Source organism: Curtobacterium sp. MCLR17_054, from assembly GCF_003234335.2.
GTDB lineage: Bacteria > Actinomycetota > Actinomycetes > Actinomycetales > Microbacteriaceae > Curtobacterium > Curtobacterium flaccumfaciens.
Map to the genome: position 1 here is coordinate 846,327 of NZ_CP126263.1, position 21,178 is coordinate 867,504.

The 21,178-nt window shown below is 67.8% G+C and carries 20 protein-coding genes; 16 read left to right on the forward strand and 4 right to left on the reverse strand.

Annotated features, from left to right (window positions below):
• Positions 1 to 13: 13 nt before the first annotated feature.
• Complete coding sequence (locus tag DEJ08_RS04120; RefSeq protein ID WP_081827167.1) at positions 14 to 1,078, forward strand: 4-hydroxy-3-methylbut-2-enyl diphosphate reductase; 1,065 nt, start codon at positions 14 to 16, stop codon at positions 1,076 to 1,078.
• A complete protein-coding gene (locus DEJ08_RS04125; RefSeq protein WP_146248583.1) occupies positions 1,075 to 1,821 on the forward strand; it encodes a DUF6264 family protein in 747 nt (248 codons plus the stop codon). The genes DEJ08_RS04120 and DEJ08_RS04125 overlap by 4 nt, the downstream gene beginning before the upstream one ends.
• Before the next feature lie 445 nt (positions 1,822 to 2,266).
• Here DEJ08_RS04125 and DEJ08_RS04130 read toward each other — a convergent pair whose 3' ends face one another.
• Together DEJ08_RS04130 and fbaA are read right to left on the reverse strand one after the other, a co-directional pair.
• Positions 2,267 to 3,526: a M18 family aminopeptidase gene (locus tag DEJ08_RS04130; protein ID WP_111055647.1), complete on the reverse strand. Its 1,260-nt coding sequence runs from the start codon at positions 3,524 to 3,526 to the stop codon at positions 2,267 to 2,269.
• A 105-nt stretch (positions 3,527 to 3,631) separates the two neighbouring features.
• The gene (fbaA, locus tag DEJ08_RS04135; RefSeq protein ID WP_017886723.1) at positions 3,632 to 4,660 is read right to left on the reverse strand and encodes a class II fructose-bisphosphate aldolase; all 1,029 of its coding nucleotides are present in this window, start codon (positions 4,658 to 4,660) and stop codon (positions 3,632 to 3,634) included.
• A gap of 159 nt (positions 4,661 to 4,819) precedes the next feature.
• On the opposite strand from fbaA, the gene glpX reads away from it, so the two are divergent.
• The 10 genes from glpX to DEJ08_RS04180 all read left to right on the forward strand — a co-directional run bounded on the left by glpX (position 4,820) and on the right by DEJ08_RS04180 (position 13,987).
• A complete protein-coding gene (gene glpX / locus DEJ08_RS04140) occupies positions 4,820 to 5,809 on the forward strand; it encodes a class II fructose-bisphosphatase (protein WP_017886722.1) in 990 nt (329 codons plus the stop codon).
• 83 nt (positions 5,810 to 5,892) lie between these two features.
• Positions 5,893 to 6,789, forward strand: a complete 897-nt coding sequence (locus DEJ08_RS04145) for a hypothetical protein (protein WP_111038843.1) — start codon at positions 5,893 to 5,895, stop codon at positions 6,787 to 6,789.
• A gap of 107 nt (positions 6,790 to 6,896) precedes the next feature.
• Positions 6,897 to 8,444, forward strand: a complete 1,548-nt coding sequence (locus DEJ08_RS04150; protein ID WP_349775355.1) for a putative T7SS-secreted protein — start codon at positions 6,897 to 6,899, stop codon at positions 8,442 to 8,444.
• Positions 8,444 to 9,205: a PoNe immunity protein domain-containing protein gene (locus tag DEJ08_RS04155; protein WP_111054577.1), complete on the forward strand. Its 762-nt coding sequence runs from the start codon at positions 8,444 to 8,446 to the stop codon at positions 9,203 to 9,205. Before DEJ08_RS04150 ends, DEJ08_RS04155 begins: the two co-directional genes overlap by 1 nt.
• 422 nt (positions 9,206 to 9,627) lie before the next feature.
• On the forward strand, positions 9,628 to 10,386 hold the full coding sequence (locus DEJ08_RS04160) for a PoNe immunity protein domain-containing protein (RefSeq protein WP_111054576.1): 759 nt from the start codon (positions 9,628 to 9,630) through the stop codon (positions 10,384 to 10,386).
• 161 nt (positions 10,387 to 10,547) lie between these two features.
• Positions 10,548 to 10,829, forward strand: coding sequence for a YrhB domain-containing protein (locus DEJ08_RS18945; protein ID WP_111054575.1), 282 nt, complete (start codon positions 10,548 to 10,550; stop codon positions 10,827 to 10,829).
• 343 nt (positions 10,830 to 11,172) lie between these two features.
• Positions 11,173 to 11,628 (forward strand): SMI1/KNR4 family protein, encoded by a 456-nt coding sequence (locus DEJ08_RS04165; protein ID WP_146248493.1) that lies wholly within the window; start codon positions 11,173 to 11,175, stop codon positions 11,626 to 11,628.
• Positions 11,629 to 11,631: 3 nt separating this feature from the next.
• Positions 11,632 to 12,171 carry an RNA 2'-phosphotransferase gene (locus DEJ08_RS04170; RefSeq protein WP_111054573.1) on the forward strand — a complete coding sequence of 180 codons (540 nt, stop codon included), beginning with the start codon at positions 11,632 to 11,634 and terminating at the stop codon, positions 12,169 to 12,171.
• Between the two features lie 220 nt (positions 12,172 to 12,391).
• A complete protein-coding gene (locus DEJ08_RS04175; RefSeq protein WP_111054572.1) occupies positions 12,392 to 13,168 on the forward strand; it encodes an ankyrin repeat domain-containing protein in 777 nt (258 codons plus the stop codon).
• A 192-nt stretch (positions 13,169 to 13,360) separates the two neighbouring features.
• On the forward strand, positions 13,361 to 13,987 hold the full coding sequence (locus DEJ08_RS04180) for a hypothetical protein (protein WP_111054571.1): 627 nt from the start codon (positions 13,361 to 13,363) through the stop codon (positions 13,985 to 13,987).
• A gap of 141 nt (positions 13,988 to 14,128) precedes the next feature.
• Here the strand turns inward: DEJ08_RS04180 and DEJ08_RS04185 are convergent, their stop codons facing one another.
• A complete protein-coding gene (locus DEJ08_RS04185) occupies positions 14,129 to 15,229 on the reverse strand; it encodes a DUF1266 domain-containing protein (RefSeq protein WP_111054570.1) in 1,101 nt (366 codons plus the stop codon).
• Between the two features lie 23 nt (positions 15,230 to 15,252).
• A complete protein-coding gene (locus DEJ08_RS04190) occupies positions 15,253 to 16,515 on the reverse strand; it encodes a DNA recombination protein RmuC (protein WP_111029583.1) in 1,263 nt (420 codons plus the stop codon).
• A 190-nt stretch (positions 16,516 to 16,705) separates the two neighbouring features.
• On the opposite strand from DEJ08_RS04190, the gene iolC reads away from it, so the two are divergent.
• From iolC to iolB, 4 genes are read left to right on the forward strand one after another with little or no spacing between them, the layout of a single operon-like run.
• Positions 16,706 to 17,746: a 5-dehydro-2-deoxygluconokinase gene (gene iolC / locus DEJ08_RS04195; RefSeq protein ID WP_110864409.1), complete on the forward strand. Its 1,041-nt coding sequence runs from the start codon at positions 16,706 to 16,708 to the stop codon at positions 17,744 to 17,746.
• The gene (locus DEJ08_RS04200) at positions 17,739 to 18,728 is read left to right on the forward strand and encodes a class I fructose-bisphosphate aldolase (RefSeq protein ID WP_111054569.1); all 990 of its coding nucleotides are present in this window, start codon (positions 17,739 to 17,741) and stop codon (positions 18,726 to 18,728) included. Before iolC ends, DEJ08_RS04200 begins: the two co-directional genes overlap by 8 nt.
• Positions 18,725 to 20,236: a CoA-acylating methylmalonate-semialdehyde dehydrogenase gene (locus DEJ08_RS04205; protein ID WP_027464521.1), complete on the forward strand. Its 1,512-nt coding sequence runs from the start codon at positions 18,725 to 18,727 to the stop codon at positions 20,234 to 20,236. The genes DEJ08_RS04200 and DEJ08_RS04205 overlap by 4 nt, the downstream gene beginning before the upstream one ends.
• Before the next feature lie 8 nt (positions 20,237 to 20,244).
• Complete coding sequence (iolB, locus tag DEJ08_RS04210; protein ID WP_111054568.1) at positions 20,245 to 21,168, forward strand: 5-deoxy-glucuronate isomerase; 924 nt, start codon at positions 20,245 to 20,247, stop codon at positions 21,166 to 21,168.
• The last annotated feature ends 10 nt before the right edge of the window (positions 21,169 to 21,178 follow it).

Genomic DNA, 21,178 nt, shown 5'->3' on the forward strand with positions numbered 1-21,178 from the left:
TATCATCGGGGACGTGACGATCACCAACGGCCACACGGTCCCGCTCGCCCCGCCGCGTGTGCACGCGGCACGGGGTCGACTGCGTGACGAACCGGTCGCCGGCCCCAAGAAGGTGCTGCTCGCAGCCCCCCGTGGTTACTGCGCCGGGGTGGACCGTGCGGTCGTCGCGGTCGAGAAGGCGTTGGAGCAGTACGGCGAGCCCGTCTACGTCCGCAAGCAGATCGTCCACAACGTGCACGTGGTGTCGACGCTCGAGCAGCGCGGTGCCGTCTTCGTCGACGACGTGGCCGAGGTCCCCCGGGGCTCGCACGTCGTCTTCAGCGCGCACGGGGTATCGCCGGCCGTCGTCGCGGGTGCCGCCGAGCGCGACCTGCACGCCATCGACGCCACCTGCCCCCTCGTCACCAAGGTCCACCGCGAAGCCACCCGGTTCGCCAAGGCCGAGCGCACCATCATCCTGATCGGCCACGCCGGCCACGAAGAGGTCGAGGGAACGATGGGGCACGCCCCGGACCGCACGATCCTGGTGAACGGTCCCGACGACGTCGCCGCGCTGTCGGTCCCCGATCCGGACAACCTCGTCTGGCTGTCGCAGACCACGCTCAGCGTCGACGAGACGATGGAGACCGTGCGGCTGCTGCGCGAGAAGTTCCCGGCCATCCAGGACCCCCCGTCGGACGACATCTGCTACGCCACCCAGAACCGCCAGGTCGCGATCAAGAAGGTCGCGCCCGGCGCCGACCTGGTGATCGTGGTCGGCTCCGCGAACTCGTCGAACAGCGTCCGCCTCGTCGAGGTCGCGCTCGAGCACGGTGCCCGTGCCGCCCACCGCGTCGACTACGCGGAGGAGATCCAGCAGGAGTGGCTCGACGGTGTCGAGACGGTCGGCGTGACCAGCGGTGCGTCCGTGCCGGAAGAACTCGTGGCCGAGGTGCTCGAACAGCTCGCCGACGCCGGCTACGCCGCCGTCGAAGAGGTCGTCACCGCACACGAGGACCTGATGTTCTCGCTCCCCAAGGAGCTCCGCACCGACGCGTCGGGCAACCCGACGCGCGCGCTCGGCGGGCGTCGGGCATGAGCGGCTCGGACGGCTGGTCCTCGGTCCCGCGTCGCGACCCGGCGAACCACGGCGACGCCGGCGCTGGTAGCGGCCAGGAGGCCCGGAGTGCGTCCGCGACGTCGGCGGCCGGTCCCGCGAACGGTCGGCCCCAGGGCCGTCCCGCCCCCGGCTACGGCGAGTACGCACCAGAGGGCTGGGTGAACCCGGTCCTCGTCGAGCAGGAACGCCAGGAGCGGGAGCGCCAGGCACGGGAGCGGCAGGACCAGGCCCCCGCCACCGGCGTGCGCGACGCTGCTCCGAGCGACGGCGTCCGCGGCGAACGCGCCGGTGCGGACGCTCGCTCTGGTGCAGTCCCTGCCGGGGCGCAGCGGTCGATGGCCCGCAGCCGGTTCGGTCGCACACCGGCCGACTTCGTGCTCACCGTCGGGCTGCTCGCCTTCGGGCTGGTCTCCGTGGTGCAGTCCCTGTCCGTGGGCGAGGTCGCCTCCACCGTGCGGCGCACCCTCGAGACCCAGTACACGGCGCTGAACGACCCGAGTGCCCTGAGCACGGCGGCCGCCATCGCCGCGATCACCAACGTCGTCGTCTTCGCCCTGGTCGCCTGGTGGTCCATCCGTCGGCTCCGAGCACGGAAGCGGACGTTCTGGGTGCCGCTGGTCGGCGCGGTCGTCGCCACGGCGATCAGCACGATCGCGTTCGTCGTCGTGGTCATGCAGGACCAGGCCTTCGTCGACTTCATGCTGCGACAGTCCGGCGCCTGACCGCCTGACCGCCTGACCGCCTGACCGCCTGACCGCCTGACCGCCTGACCGTCGGGCTGCTCGCGGCGCCGGTCTCCGCGCGTCGTCGGGCTGCTCGCGGCGCCGAGTGGTCGCAACACGCCGCGGCCCCGCCGTCGAGTGGTCACGAAGTGTCGTCTGGCACCGGCGCGACCGACACTTCGTGACCCATCGACCCTGCGCGCGCGGGGAGTCGTGACCTCTCGGCAGCCCCTCCCTCGGCCAGCCGCGGTGCCGGTGTGCCTCCAACGATCGTCGTCAGCCTCGCGGGCGAGCGCAGCAGCCACCGCCGAGTGGTCGCAACACGCCGCGGGCCCGCCGTCGAGCGGTCACGAAGTGTCGTCTGGCACCGGCGCAACCGACACTTCGTGACCCCTCGGCTCTGCGGGCGCGGGGAGTCGTGACCACCCCAGCCAGCAGCCGGAGGTCAGCCGGCCAGGAACGCCGCGACCGCTCCGTGCAGGGCAGCCAGGTCGTCGACGTGCACGAGCTCCCGGATCGAGTGCATCGACAGCAGCCCGACGCCGATGTCGATCGTCGGGATCCCGAGCCGGGTCGCCGCGATCGGGCCGATGGTCGAGCCGCCGGGGATCGTGTTGACGTTGACGAACGGCTGCCACGGCACACCGGCGGTCTCGCACGCGGCGGCCCAGACGGCCTCGCCCTTCGCCTCGGTCATGTAGCGCTGGTTCGCGCTGATCTTCAGCAGCGGTCCGGCCCCGGGGCGCGGGCGGTTCGTCGGGTCGTGCTTCTCCGGCTGGTTGGGGTGCACCAGGTGCCCGGCGTCGCTCGACAGCAGCCACGACCCACGGAACGCCCGGGCCGCTTCGGAGCGGGTGGCGCCGAGGCCCTCCTGCACACGGCCGAGGACGTCCTCGAGGAACGGACCGCCGGCACCGGACGGCGTCGACGACCCGATCTCCTCGTGGTCGAACGCCGCGAACACCGGGATGTGGTCACCGTCGGTGGGAGCGTCCACGATGCCCCGGAGTCCGGCGTGCACGCTCGTCAGGTTGTCCATTCGGCCGGACGCCAGGAACTCCCGCTCGATGCCGATCCGGGCCGGCGCCTGGGTGTCGGCGAGGAACAGGTCCCACGACACCGCGCCCTCGCCCAGCCGGGCGAGCAGCCACTCCACGACGGAGGTCCCACCGGCGTCGCCGTCGACCCCGACGATCGGCAGGGTGTGGCGCTGGCGGTCGATCTCCTTGCCGTCGTTCACCCCGCGGTCGAGGTGGATCGCGAGGTTCGGGATGCGGGCGACGGCGTCGGTGCTGACGAGCCGCAGGCTACCGTCGGCGTCGACGACCCGGCCGGCGATCCGCAGATCACGGTCGAACCAGGTCGACAGGAGCGCGCCGCCGTAGACCTCGACGTTGAGCTGCTCCCAGCCCCCGGTGCGCACGCCGGGGTTCGGCTTCACGCGGAAGCCGGGGGAGTCGGTGTGGGCGCCGAGGATCCGGAACGGCGTCGTCGGGCCGGCACCGTCGGGCAGACGCCACGCGATGACGGCGCCGTCGCGGACCACCACGTACGCACCGGGTTCGGTCGGCCAGGCGTCGAGCTCGGACAGCTCGGTGAACCCGGCTGCGACGAGACGGTCACGGGTCGCCGCCGCCGCGTGGAACGCGGTGGGCGACTCGGTGACGAACTGGGCGAACTCGGAGGCGATGGCGTCGACGGTCACCCGCCCATCGTGGCACGCGGTGGAGGCGACCCGACGCAGAACGGGGCGCGTCCGTCGGACGCACCCCGTTCCTCCAGGCCGGTGGACCCGACCGGACGGACCTGCTCAGCCCTTGGCGTGACCGGCCGAGCCGAGGACCTTCGCGGCCTCGACGACGCGAGCCGCCATAGCGGTCTCGGCGACCTTGCCCCAGGCGCGGGGGTCGTACTGCTTCTTGTTGCCGACCTCGCCGTCGATCTTCAGGACACCCTCGTAGTTGCGGAACATCGAGTCCGCGATCGAGCGGGTGAACGCGTACTGCGTGTCCGTGTCGATGTTCATCTTGATGACGCCGTTGCGGACGGCCTCGTGGATCTCGTCGTCGGTCGAGCCGGAGCCGCCGTGGAAGACGAGGTCGAGGGGGTTCTCGCCGGTGCCGTGCTTCGCCGCGACGGACGCCTGGATCTCGCCGAGGAGCTCGGGACGGAGCTTGACGTTGCCCGGCTTGTAGACGCCGTGCACGTTACCGAAGGTGAGCGCCGCGATCCAGCGGCCCTTGTCGCCCAGACCGAGCGCGTCGACGACCTTCTCGACGTCGTTCGGGGTCGTGTAGAGCGCGTCGTTCGTGCCCTCGTGCTGGACGCCGTCCTCTTCGCCGCCGACGACGCCGATCTCGACCTCGAGGATCGCGTTGATGTTCCGCGTCTTCTCGATCATGGTCTTCGCGATCTCGATGTTCTCGTCGAGCGGCACGGCCGAACCGTCCCACATGTGCGACTGGAAGATCGGGTTGCGACCCTGCCGGACCTCTTCCTCGCTCGCCGCGATGAGCGGGAGGACGAAGCCGTCGAGGGCGTCCTTCGGGCAGTGGTCGGTGTGCAGCGCGACCGTGATGTCGTAGTTCTTGGCGACCTCGTGGGCGAACTTCGCCATCGCGAGGGCACCAGCTGCGCGGTTCTTGATGGTGTGGCCGGCGAAGTAGTCGGCACCGCCCGTCGTGACCTGGAGGATGCCGTCGGAACCGGCTTCCTGCAGGCCCTGGAGGACCGCGTTGATGGTCTGCGAGGAGGAGACGTTGACCGCGGGGTACGCGAACTTGCCCGCCTTCGCGCGTTCGATCATCTCGGCGTACTGTTCCGGCGTTGCGATGGGCACGTGGATCTCCTTCGACTTCGGTGATGTCCCCGCCGATCGTAGTCAGAAGCTCTGGAGGCGCGGTCCGGGTTACGCGGTCGGCTCACGTCCGGCGTGCACATGCGTGCACGGGCCCGGTGTCCGGACCGTCGGTCGGCCGCCGGTCGGTAGGCTCGGGTCGTGACTCCCACGACTGAGACCGGCTCCCTGTTCCTCCAGCCCGACCGCAACCTCGCGCTCGAGCTCGTGCGTGCGACGGAGGCCGCCGCGATCCGTGCGCAGCCGTGGGTCGGGCGTGGTGAGAAGAACCTCGCCGACGGCGCCGCGGTCGACGCGATGCGCAAGTTCCTCGGCACGGTGAACTTCGACGGTGTCGTCGTCATCGGCGAGGGCGAGAAGGACAACGCCCCGATGCTCTACAACGGCGAGCACGTCGGCAACGGTCACGGTCCGGCCTGCGACATCGCGGTCGACCCGATCGACGGCACCTCGCTCACCGCCGCAGGCCGCCAGAACGCCATCTCCGTCATGGCCGTCTCGGACCGTGGCTCGATGTACGACCCCTCCGCCGTCTTCTACATGGACAAGATCGCCGCCGGCCCCGAGGGCCGCGGTGTCCTGGACCTCGAGAAGCCGATCGGCGACAACATCCGCGCGCTGGCGAAGGCCAAGGGCAAGGACCTCGAGGACATGGTCGTCGCCGTGCTCGACCGCCCGCGCCACGACGAGCTGATCCGCGCCATCCGCGCGACCGGTGCCGGCACGCGACTGCTGCTCGACGGTGACGTCGCCGGTGGCATCGCCGCCGCACTGCCCGGCTCGACGATCGACATGTGCGTCGGTGTCGGCGGCACCCCCGAGGGCATCATCACGGCGTGCGCGATCAAGGCGCTCGGCGGCGTGATCCTCGGCAAGCTCCAGCCGAAGGACGACGAGGAGCGCGAGCGCGCCATCGCTGCCGGCCACGACCTGGACAAGGTCCTCGACCAGGACGACCTGGTCACGGGGGACAACACGTTCTTCGTCGCCACCGGCGTCACTGACGGCGTCCTGGTCGACGGTGTCCGTCGTTCGCGCGGCGTCATCCACACCGACTCGCTCGTGCTCCGCTCGCGCTCGAACACGATCCGCCGCATCCAGGCGGACCACCGTGCGGAGAAGTGGTTCTAGGCCGGACGATCGTCCGCCGCTTCGGGGCGTCGCCGGTCTTCCGGCGGCGCCCCGTTGTACGAGCCCTTGCGTAGGCTCGACGCATGACTGCGACAACGGCACGGATCGTCGGACTGGACACCGCGGGCATCCGCACGCTGCACGCGGAGGCGGACGGCACGGCCGACCGGCTGCCGCACGTCGTGCCGGTGGCACCCGACCTCGGCGTGATCCTGGCGGACGAGGACGGTGCGATCCTCACCGCGCCGGCGCTCGCCGAGATGGGCTGGGCGGACGACGACGTCCTGCGTGCAGCCGTCGCCGCCGCGCAGGAGCAGGCCGGAGGCGACGTCGCGGTGATCCAGCCCGGAACGATCGTCATCCAGGACCCCGACCTCGCCGTGGTGCTCGTACTCGCACCGCAGGCGTTCCAGGGCATCGAGTTCCGCGGCAGCGCAGTGGTCTTCCCGGTCGCGCCGACGACGTTCATCGTCACCGGCGACCAGGACGAGGACGGGCTCCAGGTCGCGGCCGGTGTCGCCCAGCAGATCCTGGCCGACGACGAGGGCGAGGTCCTGAGCGGACCGCCCATGGTGCTGCGCGGTGACGGGTGGGTGCGGTTCGAGCACCCGTCACTCGACGGCGAGCTCCGGACGATCCGCGCGCTCTGGACGGCGACCGCCGCGAACCTGCAGCAGGACGCCCTGCAGGAGTCGTTCGACCGGCGAGGCGAGGACGTCCACGTCGGTGCGGTCTCGGTCGCCCGGCTCGCCGAGGACGACCCGGCCTTCTCGTACTCGTCGTGGACCGAGGACGTCGAGACCGTCGTCGCCGCGGTCGACACGATCGTGCTCGTGACCCTCGACGGGCAGACGCAGCCCGTGCCGTTCGGTCGGCTGCGGGAGCTGGCGTCCGGGTTGATCGAGGAACTCGAGGTCCGCCCGACGCGCTACCGGCTCCGCGGGTTCCCGGACCTCGAGTCGGTCCGCGCAGCCCTCTGACGGGTCGACATCGGTCGGTGGAACTCGTCCCCGTCGCTGCCCCCTGATATGGTCACACTCGCGCGCTTGTGGACAACGGCGCGAGAGATCGGACCTGGGGAGGAATGATGGGGCGACCGTCGGGGTGGGACGTTGTCGATCAGGGTGATGATCCGGTCAAGGGGGATCCGTTGACGTTGCGGATGATGGCGCGGGAGTACCAGCGCATCTCCGACGCGGCCGATGACGCCTCGACGCGGCTGAAGTCGGTGAAGGGCTCCGGGTGGCTGACCGACTGGGAGGGTGAGGCCGCGGATGTGTTCGTCGACGCGATCGAGGACACCCCGTCGGACCTGACCAAGCTCGTCGATTCGTACGAACTCGCCGCGACGGCGTTGTCGGGGTGGGCGGACACGGTCGATGACACCCAGTACCGGGCTGATGGTGCGTTGGCGGACGCGAAGGACGCCACCGGGGACCTCGCCGCGGCGCAGGACCGGTTGGCGGATGCGCAGTCGACGTTGTCGCACTACGAGTCGGCGTCGAAGGACCTGTCGAAGGTCGCGGACAAGTACCCGGCGGGTTCCGACGTGCCGGACGGGGTGGATGTTCCCTCGCCGGCGCAGTTGCGGGCAGCGTCCGACAACGCGTCCGTCGCGCAGGGGTCGGTGTCGTCGGCGCAGGGGGACATCTCGGCGGCGCAGTCGCGGATCGATGCGGCGAAGCGGCTCGTGGCGGATGCGAAGGGTGATTGGCAGGACGCGGAGCAGCGGACTGCGACGAAGATCGGTGAAGCAGCGGACGCGGGCCTCGGGAAGCAGTCCACGTGGGACAAGATCTTCGGGTCCGAGGCGTGGGAGACCATCGTGTCGGTGGCGAAGGTCGTTGTGGCGGTGGGTGGGATCATCGCGATGATCATCCCGGGGCCGTGGACGTTGATCATCGCGGCGATCGCGCTCGTGGTGTTGGCGGACACGTTGTACAAGATGAGCAAGGGCGAAGCCGACGGGTGGGACCTTGCGTTCTCCCTGCTCGACTGCGTCCCCGCAGCCGGCGCACTGGGGCGGTTGGCGAGTTTGGGCAAGTACGCGAGAGGCATGGGTGGGATCTCTCGCGCAGGCGGCCGGGTCCTCGCCGCGGGAAGATCGGTCATCGGGAAGGCCAAGTCTGCCGTTCCGTTCGGGCGTCGGGTCGAACTGCCCCTCGGCGTCAGGGTCAACCCGAACGGGCGGACCCTGGCACGGACCGCGACCAAGGACGAGAAGGCTGCCTTCGGAGAGCAGCAGATGCACGACCTCTACGCTCGCTCCGGCTTCGACCGGATCGACACGAAGGGCAGCACCAGTGCCAACGGGCTCGACGGTGTCTACTTCAACAAGAAGACCGGCGAGTACGAGATCGGCGAGGCGAAGTTCTCGAAGCACGATGATGCTGCTCCGAACAGCCTGTTGAAGAACACGAAACTGAGCGGGCGTCAGCTGAGTGATCAGTGGATCGACTCTCCAGCGGGGCGGGATGCCCTGACTCGTTTGGAACGAGCCGTGGACGAGCGCCACTTCGACGCGATCCAGAAGCTGCTCGACGAGGGAAAGCTCCCCCGAAGTGTCGTCGTCGTCGGACATGATGGAGGTTCAACACGATTCATGGTCGATACGGGTGGAAAGGTGATCCCCTGATGCCGCTTTTCCGGCGCAAGACTGCATTCCGGCAGCGGGCCGCCGAGTTCGATGCGCGATACTGGCAGAGCGCCATCGAGGTGACCTCGACCAATTGGGAAGGACGCAAGGCGGCCGCGCAGCGAGCAACCGATCCCACGAAGCGCTTGAGCGCCGTTCGTGGCGAGTGGCACATGGGCCTCCGCTACCTGGCCGCGCAGTACTCCGCGGGCGTCGGCCTGGACGTCATCGGAGATGTCGCTGAATCGGTGGCGGATGCGTACTGCACGTGGGTCGACCTAGCGTCCTCCGACCAGAAGCCGTCGCCCAGCCTCGGCGACGGAAACGAGTACTACATCAGTGTGCTGCGGCTTCTCGGCATCACGATGGGCTGTGGCCGGACGACTCATGCGCGGACGGTCCTCGAGACGGTGGTTCGCCAGGGGGCGGACCCGCTGTTCTCGGCGCTTGCGTCTGCGACCGGACTTCAGCACTCCTGGGATCAGAACAAGCATTCGACGCCGCGGTTCGCGCGGCCCCTGCTCACGGCGCTCGAGCAGCCAGTCGAAGCCAGCCATGCAATCGAGACGTATCTCGCAGACTGGCCATCGCGGATGAAACCGATGGATTGGATGGGGTCGCTGGAAGCAGTCGCCCCGGGCGACAGCTACGGTGCGGGATTCGTCGGGTATTGGGCACTGGAACTGCCGGCGATCGCGAAAGCGACCGGCATGCACCTAGATGAGATGACATCGCCCTTCCTGCCGCTCGATCTCCTGTAAGAGGCGGGACCCTCCGGACCACATCTGAAATGACCTACCAGACGGCCCGACGCCGGTGGCGTTCTCGCTCGAACGAAGGACCTCTGGAAGGGACAGGGAGTGATTCAAAGGTGTAATGGGCGGCCATCGTGGAACCTGGGGCCGTTCGGTTCTCGCAGAAGTCCATCTCCTGCAAACAAGATCGACCGGACTACCGGCGAACCATGCAACCACGACGACATCACCAACAGCATACGCGACGGCGGTTGGCGCGGTCACCCTGTGGATGTCGCCGAAATGCCCGACGGAGCTGTCACGAGTATGGACAACACACGGATCAGGACGGCGCGCGAAACTGGTACTCCGGTGCGGACCCGGGCGCACGAGCACAACGAGGCGTTGACCGCGGACGAAGTCAAGCGGTTCCGCAAGAGCGGAACATCATGACTCCACGCGATGACCGAGTGAATGCTGCCTACTGGGACGACGCGTTCAGAGTCCTCGAGCGGGATATCGAGAAGTTTCGTCCGTTCAGCCATACTTTCCGGTCGGATGACGTCAGGGCTGGCATCATGCGGACCACGGCGAACTTGGAGAATGTGCTGTTCCTGCTGGGAGCGCGCTATTCAGCCGGAGCGCCCGTGCTCGAGCTCGCGGCGGACGTCGAGTCGGCCGTGACGGTCTGGGAGACCTGGAACCGCTACGCGGCGGTGACGGATGCGGGATTCCCATTGGATCCATTGGAGTTCGACAACAAGTCGACGTACTACAACGCGTTGTGGCTGTCGTCTGTAGCGCGGTGCATCGGTGTCGCTCCGGAGTTGATGGATCGGTTGATCGGGATTGTTGCTGCTGCTGGCGGTGCTGATCCAGTGCTCGGGGTGCTGCTGGAGGTTGATCCGGAGCGGGACACCGTGTGGCACAGGCGACCGTTCCAAAACCTTGCTACGGCAGCAAGTGCTCCGCCCGATCGTGCCGTGTCTGCGTTGAACAGGTATGTGCACGCGTGGCAGAAGAACATCTCGTTCATCTGGTGGGCACCGGCTCTGCAGGCAGTGCAGGGAGACCGGTTCGAGGCGTACTTTGGATACTGGGCTTGGGAAGCCGCTGGGCTCGTGGTGGCGCGGGGGCTTGACGATTCAGCGCTGCGGTCGTCGCCGTACTACCCAGTCGATCTCGTCGACGTCCAGCGGTACAGATGAGTTGCCTACCTTTTCGAACGAGGACCTCGGGGAGGGGCCGCGGCTGATTCAAAGATGTACCGGGCGGCCATCGTGGAGGCAGACGCTGCGCGCATCCGGTCCATCCGCGGGACAGGGGTGACTTCGATCAACTCTTCCTACTCAAGACACGGTGATTTTGCATGCGAACTCTGAAGGATGCTCGGGACGAATTTGCGAAGGAAGTGCGCGCTGATGAAGACCTTATTTGGGATAAGGGATGGATCGAGACCGACGATTGGTGGATCGTTCTATACAACAGTCGAGAGTATTACGAGACACAAAACCCATTGTTTAGCCTAGCTGGAAATGCCCCCTTTGTTGTACCAAAAGACGGCAGTGCCTGTTTTGCTCTTCAAACGAACACATCGGTTGAATCACAAATAGAGGAACGGGGCCAGCGGGTCATCAGTCGGTCTCGGTGAAGCCAGTTCCGGCTCGAGCGGAGGAGAACGAGGTGACGGTCGAGGGTCCACCCGCAGAGTTCTTAGCTGGAACTCTTTGCGATTGCTCGGGATTCCGTTGACCGTTGGTCGGGTAGCAGGGCAAGGCAGGAACTGATCAAGCGCCAATCTGAATTGATCCGACGATCGGCCAAGTCTCACACTGATTTTCCGGTGCAGGGGCCGAGTACACGAACCTCATCAATCGTTGACGGCAAAAGAGGTTGAACGCTTCACGAAGCGTGGCCACGCCGAGCCCAGAATGCTGGGGGCGCTGAGGGTCGGATAAAGTCGCAAGGCGCGAATTGGTTGAAAGCGAATCCAGATGGGTCTCACGACCCCCGAAGCTCCCCGAAGGACCACAGTGAGGGAACATCGACTAACAACCGTCGAGGAACGGCAAGTCGAGGCGCGCTTGATTGCGCCCGAGGGATTTCAGTACCCCGAGCGCTTCCAACGTGCCCTTGCACAAGACCCGCTTCCCGACATCGATCCCTTCATGTGGACGTCTGAGTACGAGAACCAGACAAAGAACTGGGTTGACATCGTTGGGGAGCAGTATCCGGCCCGTTCCCTCGTACCCTTCGCAAAGCAACAGGACACTGACGATGTGTTCTGCTTTGACGGTGGCGACCATTCGGGCGACCCCCCCGTGCTGATCATCCATACGTTTGCTTCGCCTGGGACGGAGTACCGGGGGCAGTGGACGTCCCTCGACGTCTGGTGGGAGGAGATGGAGGAGCATCGAGCAGCGTGGCTCGCGGAGCAGGAAGAGGACTGAGACATGCCTCGTAGGGACGCGTCGATCAGCAAGGCGATGTCGCACGCGTTGCGGCACGAACCGGGTGCGTACGGGCTGGAACTCGGTGCTGACGGGAGCGTCCCGCTCGCAGATCTTGCCGACGCTTTGGAGCGGTCGGGCATTCAGGCATCGTTGGAAGATCTGCGCCGAGTGGTCGCCGAGTCCGACAAGCAGCGCTTCGCCGTCGAAAGCGACCGGATCCGTGCTCAGTACGGGCACTCGACGGACGAGCGCATCGTGAAGCCGGCGATCGTTCCGCAGCCGGTGCTCTGGCATGCAATTTCCCCCGCTGCGGCTGAGCCGATCCTGCGCGAAGGGCTCTTGCCGATGGGGCGCCAGTACGCGCATCTGACGACCGATCGCGAGTTGGCTATGCAGGCTGGGCGGCGCAAGTCCACCGCTCCCGTCCTGTTGCGAATTGATGCAGCTCGCGCGCACCGGGAGGGCGTGGAGTTCACGGAGGGCCACGGCCGGGTGACCCTGGCCTTGCTCGTTCCCGCGCGGTACATCTCGGCGGAATGACGCGCCTGCCTCAGCCGCGCGAGTAGCGGGGCTCCTGCATTGCTTGGGCGATGCGCTCGAGACGGTCACCGGTCGAACGGATCGATTTCTCAGTCTCCCGCGAGTGCAGGGGGCGACGGCAGTCTCATCTCATCAGACGTGAGACTGCTCGGAAGAAGCGAAGGCCCGACCAGCTGGGCTTGCAGTCGGGTGGCGTGGACGTCCTGGATAGCATCATCCGATGAGCACAGCGATGGACAGTTCTGCGTTCTGGGATGCGATCATCGCGGACGATGCGCAGGCGATCACGAGGATCGCGTCGGAAGGCTTCGAAGTGTCTTCAGCATCACGCGCCAATGCCGACGCCCTCACGCCCCTCCACTTCGCGGCTCAGACCGGTGCGGTGCATGCGATGCGAGCACTCCTGGCCCTCGGGGCGGAGGTGGACTCACCGGACCGTTGGGGGACGACGCCGCTGCAGCTCGCAGTGACGAACTCAGGCGACAGACTTGATCCGGTCGCCGTCTTGCTCGACGCCGGCGCTGATCCGTGCCATGTCAACGACTTTGGTGCGACCCCACTGAGCTATGCCCGAATCTTGGGGGACGCACCAGCCGGGCTCATCGCCATGCTGCAGCAGGATCGGGTGTTCGAGCATGATGAGGCGGGCGTATCGGTCGTGTTCGAGGCCGCTACGCATGGGTCCCTCATCGACATCCAATCAGCAGTTCATGCCGATGCGGCTCTGCTCAACTCTGCCGTGGCTGGAGAGACACCGCTCCGACTGCTCGTACGACGTTCTCTCCCCGTGCGACCGAATCGATCGAACCCACATCCGGTCTCTGTGGACGACGCGGTGGCTGGCGCCAGTGCAATGCTGAGTGCCGGAGCGAAGGCCAGGTTGGTCGGTGCAGACGGCTTCACCGCTCAAGGGCTGGCACGAGCGTTCCTGGCGCCGAAGCCGTTGATCAAGGTGCTCGATCGTGCGGCTAAGCTCGAGCGGAGGCAGACAGCGTGAATGATCTAGAGGCATTCAATTGACTGAACTACGGCTTGACGAGAGCGTGTATGGCGTCGGCGCTCGATATGTGCCCAGAAACTTTCCCCCAGCGCGGGCTGACGCACATTTGCGCGGTGCTTCTTTCAATGCCGAGGGTGATTGATGTTCAGATTCGGTAGAGCCGAGAACTCGAGGACAATTGAGGAACCCGTGATCGAGCACGGATACCTCTACATGCAGAAGTGGAATCACTTCACCCGGACGCCGGATCCGAGAGGATTCCTGAGCGAGCAAGAGTGTCGCGGGCGTTGGCACCAGCATCAGGATGACCAGATGGACTGGTTCACTGTGGTCCCCGCCGAACCGAGTGTCGGCACCTTCGTGAGGCGGGACGACGGCGGCTTTGAAATCGATCCCGCATCCGCTGTACCGTCCTGGACCATGGAGGTCACGCCTCGGGGCGGAATTGCCATCGACGGGCCAGCTTTCCAAGTGTTCGTTTGGGACGCAAACAATCGCAATGTGACCCTTGCCACGTATTCGAACCGGTGGGGCGGACGGCTGTTCCTCAGCGAAGTGATCTACAAGATCTTCCCCGAACCTGATGACTTCAGACCGAAGGAACGTGCACTGTCCAACAAGCCCCTGTTCTCCAATCAATTGCACCTGTCTCCGAACGGCGAGGGGCAGCGCACGCGGATCGATCACTCCAAACATACAAAAGACCTGGAGCAGTTCCACGGAGTTGACGTCGAGCCGAACTGGGCGGACACGCCGGATTTTGGTGATTGGGAAGCGTTACCGAAGAAGGTCCTCGAGGGTAACCCCCTCATCTGATTCGTCAGCTGACCAGGCAGAATGACCGATGGCCTTCTCGTTGCGAAAGAACATGTGTGGGCCCGCAACGCCGAGGCCGTCCGCGCGCTCCCCGGGTACTCCGACGCATGAGCCGTCGCCCCGAGGGTGATCCTGTCGTGGTCAGGAGACCGACGCGTCGTCCTCGTCCGCCCACAGCGGGTCGCTGACGGTCCGCGGCAGCAGCGCCCCCGGCGACCCCGGCCACGGCAACCGCGTGACCGGCCAGTTCGAGGCGAAGAGCTCACGCCGCCCGGCATCGAACTCCTGCACCGTCTTGAGCTCGTCGTAGACCAGGGCGTACGCGGCCCGCAGGTTGTCGAAGTAGTCGTCCCACGAGCCGAACAGGGTGAAGGCGACATCGGAGACCAGGTCGATCGACGACCACGCGTCGTCCTCGCTCAGGAGCCCGGCGGCGTACGCACCTCGGACGGCGGTGACCGCGTTCTTGACGTCCATCGACCAGAGCAGCTTCGGCGGGCGGTCCGCTCGGCGTTCGAGCAGGCTCGAGCCTGCCCAAGGGTCGGTGCCGAGCAGTGAGGACAGCCGGGTGAGCCTGGTCTCACCCTCGGCGGATCGGCTCAACGCGAGGAACTGCCACGACACGCTCTTCGGACCGAGCAGGTCGACGGCGAAGGCCTGTGCGTCCCGCCCGCTGGCGATCTTGTAGGTCTCGTCGAGTTCGCGGCGCAGGAACGTCAGCGGGGGCAGGGGGATGGTCACGAAGGGCGACGGCGTGGTGTCCTGCAGGTACTCGCCGCCGAGCTCCACTCGCGAACCGTACGGGGCGAGCGACGCTGGCCACCATCCTTCGTGGAAGTCGCCGAACGAGGCGAGCGCCAGCTGCTGCAGTCGGTGGACGGGCAGCTCGCGGGCACCGGTGCGCTCCCGGTACCGCCGCTGTTCCCGCACCGGCAGCCCGATGTCACGGAGCGAGGTGATGAAGGTCAGCACGAACCACACGACGACGGCGATCAGGAAGCAGCGCCACACCGCCTGGATGCCGTACCCGAAGTGCTGCCGGACGTCGTACGGGGCGAGGATCGAGATCAGGAGCACGACGAAGAACGCCACGATCGCGATCGCCATGATGATCCACGCTGCGGCGCGGTCCCGTCGTCGCCCGGTCTGCTTCCGCGCCTTGGCGACCATCGCCCGGTGCCGCCAGCGTGGACGGACCGGGAACTCGCGGTCGCCGGGATGGTTCTGCAGTGCTTCCCCCATGACGATCGATCGTAGCGAGCAGCTCAGTCCTCGTCGACGGCGCCGACGAGCTCCGGCGCCGTGAGCAGCCGCGGCTCGTCCTCGATCGAGGACGGGTCCGCGATGACCTTCGACTCGTCGAGCAGCGAGAGCCGACGGGCGCTCGGCAGCACCTGGCGTTCGAGCGACCCGACGAAGCGGTTGTAGTCGACGACGGAGCCGCGGATCGAGCGGCCGAGCTTGTCGACGTGCCCCGCCATCGTGGACAGCCGGCCGTAGAGCTCGCGGGACACCTTGAAGAGCTCGTGCGCCTCTTGCGAGACGACGTCCTGCTGCCACGAGAACGCCACGGTCTTGAGCACGGACCACAGGGTCACGGGAGAGGCGAGCGCGATGCGCTTGCGGAAGGCGTGGTCGAGCAGGCCGGGGTCGGCGGCGAGTGCGCTCGAGATGAGCGACTCGGACGGGATGAAGGCGACGGTGAGCTCGGGGGAGGCGTCGTAGCCGGTCCAGTACTCCCGTGCGGCAAGGGCGTCGACGTGCGCTCGGAGCGCCTTGACGTGCTGGGCGATGAGCTGGTCGCGTCGAGCTGCCTCGGCACCGGTGGCGGTCGCCGGGATCTCGGCGGCCTGCAGGTAGGCGCTGAACGGCACCTTGGCGTCGACGGCGATGGTCTTGCCGCCGGGCAGGTGCACGACCATGTCCGGGCGGGCGGAGCCGACGGCGGTGGTGACTGACGACTGCACGTCGAAGTCGACGCGTTCGAGCAGCCCGGCGGCCTCGACAACGTTGCGCAGCTGCGTCTCGCCCCAGACGCCGCGCGTGCTGTTCGACGACAGGGCGCTGGCCAGGGTGTCGGCAGTGGCGCGCAGGCGCTCTTCCGACTCGGCGGCCGACCGGAGCTGCGCCGACAGCGCGCCGTACTGCTCGCTCCGCGATTGCTCGAGCTCGGCGATCTTCGTGCGCATCACGTCGAGCGTCTGCGCCACGGGGCTGAGCGCGGAGAGCACCTTGGACTCGTTCTGGTTCCGTGCCGCGTCGACGCCGTGCATGCGCTGCACCAGGTGCTCGAGCTCGGCGGAGCGCCGCTCGAGCGAGTCGACCTGGCGACGGTACTGCGTGTCCTGGGCGTCGAGGCGTTCCTCGGCGTCGCGTCGGGCCGCCTCGAGCTGGCCGCGGAGCGCCTCGGCCGTCGCACGGGACGACGCGGCGTCGACGCCCGCGCGCGAGCGGGCGAGCGACCAGGCGACGACCGCACCGACGGCGATGCCGATCACGAGACCGATGACCAGGGCGAGGATCTGCATGTCGCGACCCTGGCAGAACCCACCGACACCGCGCCTCCCGGCACTCCGGCGCGCCCCGCAGAACCAGCGTGACCAGCGCCACGGGACCAACGTGACGGACCACGGAATCCATGTCATGACATTAGGGCAAACAGGGTGTACAGTCGTGATCGTCCGCCGATGAAGCCGCACGGAAGGTCCACCGCGTCGCATGACGAACCAAGCTCCCCACGCCTACGACGTGATCACGATGGGACGCGTCAGCGTCGACATCTACCCGCAGCAGACCGGCCCGCTCGAGGACGTCTCGACCTTCTCGAAGTCCGTCGGCGGCAGCGCCACGAACGTCGCCATCGCCGCTGCTCGACACGGCGCGGACGCCGCGGTCATCACCCGGACGGGCAACGACCCCTTCGGCCGGTACATCGCCCGCACACTGCCCGAGTACGGGGTCGCGAACGCGTTCGTCGAGACGGTGGAGGGGCTGAACACCCCCGTCGCCTTCTGTGAGATCTTCCCGCCGGACGACTTCCCGCTCTACTTCTACCGGGCCCCGAAGGCGCCGGACCTGATGATCACGGCGAAGTCCCTGCCGCTGCACGAGATCGAGCGCGCGAAGATCTTCTGGACCACGGTGACCGGCCTCAGCGAGGAGCCGAGCCGACAGGCGCATCACGTCGCGTACGAAGCCCGGTCCGCCGCGCAGAACAGCACGAAGACCCACACCGTCTTGGACCTGGACTACCGGTCGATGTTCTGGTCGAGCCCCGAGGCCGCGACGCGCGAGGTCGCGATCGCCCTCGAGCACGCCACCGTCGCCGTCGGCAACCGCGAGGAGTGCGAGGTGGCGGTCGGTGAGACCGACCCGGTCCGCGCCGCCGACGCGCTGCTCGACCGCGGTGTCGAGATCGCGATCGTCAAGCAGGGGCCGAAGGGTGTGCTGGCGAAGACCCGCGACGAGTTCGTCGAGTTCCGTCCGCACCACATCGACGTCGTGAACGGGCTCGGCTCGGGCGACGGCTTCGGCGGCGCGCTGACCCACGGACTGCTGCAGGGCTGGAGCCTCGAGCGGATCCTGGCGTTCTGCAACGCCGCCGGCGCGATCGTCGCGACGCGGTTCGAGTGCTCGACGGCGATGCCGACGAGCGACGAGATCGAGCAGTTCCTGACCGACAACCCGGCCGAGGGCACGACGCACACGGGTGCGACGCACACGGGTGAGACGCACACCGAGGAGAAGACCCATGCCTGAGCTCAGCCCCGCTGACTTCCAGCGCCTCCGCGACATCCGTGCGGGCCAGCCGGACCTGGTGCGTGCCACGCTCGGTGCCCGCCGCAAGCGCTCCCTGCTCGCCGACGACGGCAAGCTCTTCATCGTCGCCGCCGACCACCCCGCACGCGGTGCGCTGGCGGTGCGCGACGACGAGTCCGCGATGGCGGACCGCTACGACCTGCTCGAGCGGCTCGTCACGGCCCTCGGCCGGCCGGGGGTCGACGGCGTGCTCGGCACCCCCGACATCCTCGAGGACCTCGCGCTGCTCGGTGCCCTCGACGGCAAGGTCGTCGTCGGGTCGATGAACCGCGGTGGACTCCGCGGCGCGACCTTCGAGATGGACGACCGGTACACGGCGTACTCGGCGCAGGCGATCAAGGACTCCGGGCTCGACTTCGCCAAGCTGCTGGTGCGCATCGCCCTGGAGGACTCGGGCACCGCGCCGACGCTCGAGGCCACGGCCCGCGCCGTCAGCGAGGCCGCGGCGCTCCAGCTGCCGATCATGCTCGAGCCGTTCATGTCCGAGTGGCGGGACGGCCGGGTCGTCAACGACCTGTCGGCCGACGCCGTGATCACCTCGATGGCGATCGCTGCGGGCCTCGGCGAATCCAGCGCCTACAGCTGGCTCAAGATCCCCGTCGTCGACGACATGGAGCGCGTGATGGCCGCGACGACGCTCCCGACGCTGCTGCTCGGCGGCGACCCGGCTTCGCGCCCGCTGGAGACGTACGCCAAGTGGGCTGACGCCCTGGCCCTGCCCGGTGTCCGCGGCCTGGTCGTCGGACGCACCCTGCTCTACCCCTCGGACGGCGACGTCGCCGCCGCCGTGGACGTGGCCGCCGGTCTCGTCCACAGCCAGGAGGCCCGGGGCGGGTTCTCCACAGATGCCCACGACCCAGCCGCTCGGCTCGCGGGCGCCACCACCATGGACTCGTCCATCTCGGAAGGAAGCAACGCATGACGCTCACCGACACGACCACCACCACCGTCGGGCACTGGATCGACGGCAAGCGCGTCGAATCCGCGTCGGGCAACACCGCCCCCGTGTACGACCCGGCGCTCGGCGTCGCGACCAAGCAGGTCGCGCTGGCCGACGAGTCCGAGATCCAGGCGGCCATCGGCAGCGCCAAGGCGGCGTTCCCCGGCTGGAGCAACCTGTCACTGGCCAAGCGCCAGGCGATCCTGTTCTCGTTCCGCGAGATCCTGAACCGCGACAAGGCCGAGCTGGCCGAGATCATCACGAGCGAGCACGGCAAGGTCATCGACGACGCCCTGGGTGAGATCGCCCGTGGGCAAGAGGTCGTCGAGCTCGCCACCAACATCCCGAGCCTGATGAAGGGCGAGTTCTCCGACCAGGTCTCGACCGGCATCGACGTCTACTCGATCCGCCAGCCGCTCGGCGTCGTGGGCATCATCAGCCCCTTCAACTTCCCGGCGATGGTGCCGCTCTGGTTCCTGCCGATCGCGATCGCCGCGGGCAACACCGTCGTGCTGAAGCCGAGCGAGAAGGACCCGTCGGCGGCCATCTGGCTCGCCGAGAAGTTCAAGGAGGCCGGGCTGCCCGACGGCGTCTTCAACGTCCTCAACGGCGACAAGCTGTCCGTCGACGGCCTGCTCACCAGCGACGACGTCGAGTCGATCTCGTTCGTCGGCTCCACGCCCATCGCGCAGTACGTCTACGAGACCGGTACCAAGCACGGCAAGCGCGTGCAGGCCCTCGGTGGCGCGAAGAACCACATGCTCGTCCTGCCGGACGCCGACCTCGACCTGGTCGCCGACAACGCGATCAACGCCGGCTTCGGTTCGGCCGGTGAACGCTGCATGGCGATCTCGGTCGTCGTCGCCGTCGAGCCGGTGGCCGACGAGCTCATCCAGAAGATCAAGGACCGCGCGGCGACCCTGCGCATCGGCGACGGTCGTCGCGGGTGCGACATGGGCCCGCTCGTCACGAAGCAGCACCGTGACAAGGTCGCCTCGTACATCGAGGTCGCAGAGCAGGACGGTGCGGTGGTTGTGGTGGACGGCCGCACCGTCCGACCCGACGGTGACGAGAACGGCTTCTGGCTGGGCCCGACGCTGATCGACCAGGTGCCCACCACCAGCCGCGTCTACACCGAGGAGATCTTCGGTCCGGTGCTGAGCGTCGTGCGGGTCGCCACCTACGAAGAGGGCCTCGAGCTCATCAACTCCGGCGCGTACGGCAACGGCACCGCCATCTTCACGAACGACGGTGGCGCCGCCCGACGGTTCCAGCGCGACGTGCAGGTCGGCATGATCGGCATCAACGTCCCGATCCCGGTGCCCGTCGCCTACTACTCGTTCGGTGGCTGGAAGAACTCGCTGTTCGGTGACCACAAGGCGTACGGGGCCGACGGCGTGAGCTTCTTCACCCGCCAGAAGGCGATCACGAGCCGCTGGCTCGACCCGTCGCACGGCGGCATCAACCTCGGCTTCCCGTCGAACAACTGACCCGCGGCATGGCGAACGAACAGCACCAGCACGACCAGTGGTTCATCCCGGCGGGCTCCCGGCCCGAGGCGGGCTGGACCGACGTGGTCGACGGTCGCATCGAGGGGTGGGCGCACACCGGGCTCCGGACCGGCGCGCTGACCGACGGGGGCGAGCTGCGCCTCCCGGCCGACGCCGTGGAGCGCATCGTCGTGCCGCTCGCCGGGTCGTTCCACGTGACCCACTCGGGCGCTGCCGGCGACGGCGAGCAGGCCCTGCAGGGGCGGGGGAGCGTCTTCGACGGTCCCACTGACGTCCTGTACCTGGGCTCCGGCTCCGCGGCCACCATCACCGGCAACGGTCGGTTCGCCGTCGCGGAAGCCCCCACCGACACCGTCAAGCCGACCACGTACGTGGCCCGGCAGGACGTGCCCGTGGAACTCCGCGGTGCCGGGCAGTCGAGCCGTCAGGTGCACAACTTCGGCACCCCGGCCGCGCTCGACGCCGTCAAGTTCATCGTGTGCGAAGTGATCACGCCGGCCGGCAACTGGTCGTCGTACCCGCCCCACAAGCACGACACGAACGTGCCCGGTTCGGAGTCGAACCTCGAGGAGATCTACTACTACGAGGCGGCGGTGTCCCGTGGGCTCGAGTCGATCGCGCCCGAGGCCGCCGACCCGTTCGCCCTGCACCGCACGTACGCCTCGGACGACCGCGCCATCGACGAGTTCCGGCAGGTCCGGACCGGCGACGTCGCCCTGGTGCCGTACGGCTGGCACGGTCCGGCGGTCGCCGCTCCGGGCTACGACATGTACTACCTGAACGTGATGGCCGGGCCCGACCCGGAGCGCGTCTGGAACATCACCGACGACCCGGCCCACGGGTGGGTCCGGCAGGCGTGGGCATCGGAATCGATCGACCCACGACTGCCCTACGAAAGGAAGCAGGCGTGACCACCACCAC

What these genes read in the sequence shown, in the direction of transcription:
- DEJ08_RS04125 (WP_146248583.1), top strand. Translation starts at nt 1,075, where the DNA reads ATGAGCGGCTCGGACGGCTGGTCCTCGGTCCCGCGTCGCGACCCGGCG.
- DEJ08_RS04145 (WP_111038843.1), top strand. Translation starts at nt 5,893, where the DNA reads ATGACTGCGACAACGGCACGGATCGTCGGACTGGACACCGCGGGCATC.
- DEJ08_RS04150 (WP_349775355.1), top strand. Translation starts at nt 6,897, where the DNA reads ATGGGGCGACCGTCGGGGTGGGACGTTGTCGATCAGGGTGATGATCCG.
- DEJ08_RS04155 (WP_111054577.1), top strand. Translation starts at nt 8,444, where the DNA reads ATGCCGCTTTTCCGGCGCAAGACTGCATTCCGGCAGCGGGCCGCCGAG.
- DEJ08_RS04160 (WP_111054576.1), top strand. Translation starts at nt 9,628, where the DNA reads ATGACTCCACGCGATGACCGAGTGAATGCTGCCTACTGGGACGACGCG.
- DEJ08_RS18945 (WP_111054575.1), top strand. Translation starts at nt 10,548, where the DNA reads ATGCGAACTCTGAAGGATGCTCGGGACGAATTTGCGAAGGAAGTGCGC.
- DEJ08_RS04165 (WP_146248493.1), top strand. Translation starts at nt 11,173, where the DNA reads ATGGGTCTCACGACCCCCGAAGCTCCCCGAAGGACCACAGTGAGGGAA.
- DEJ08_RS04170 (WP_111054573.1), top strand. Translation starts at nt 11,632, where the DNA reads ATGCCTCGTAGGGACGCGTCGATCAGCAAGGCGATGTCGCACGCGTTG.
- DEJ08_RS04175 (WP_111054572.1), top strand. Translation starts at nt 12,392, where the DNA reads ATGAGCACAGCGATGGACAGTTCTGCGTTCTGGGATGCGATCATCGCG.
- DEJ08_RS04185 (WP_111054570.1), bottom strand. Translation starts at nt 15,229, where the DNA reads ATGGGGGAAGCACTGCAGAACCATCCCGGCGACCGCGAGTTCCCGGTC.
- DEJ08_RS04190 (WP_111029583.1), bottom strand. Translation starts at nt 16,515, where the DNA reads ATGCAGATCCTCGCCCTGGTCATCGGTCTCGTGATCGGCATCGCCGTC.
- iolC (WP_110864409.1), top strand. Translation starts at nt 16,706, where the DNA reads ATGACGAACCAAGCTCCCCACGCCTACGACGTGATCACGATGGGACGC.
- DEJ08_RS04200 (WP_111054569.1), top strand. Translation starts at nt 17,739, where the DNA reads ATGCCTGAGCTCAGCCCCGCTGACTTCCAGCGCCTCCGCGACATCCGT.
- DEJ08_RS04205 (WP_027464521.1), top strand. Translation starts at nt 18,725, where the DNA reads ATGACGCTCACCGACACGACCACCACCACCGTCGGGCACTGGATCGAC.
- iolB (WP_111054568.1), top strand. Translation starts at nt 20,245, where the DNA reads ATGGCGAACGAACAGCACCAGCACGACCAGTGGTTCATCCCGGCGGGC.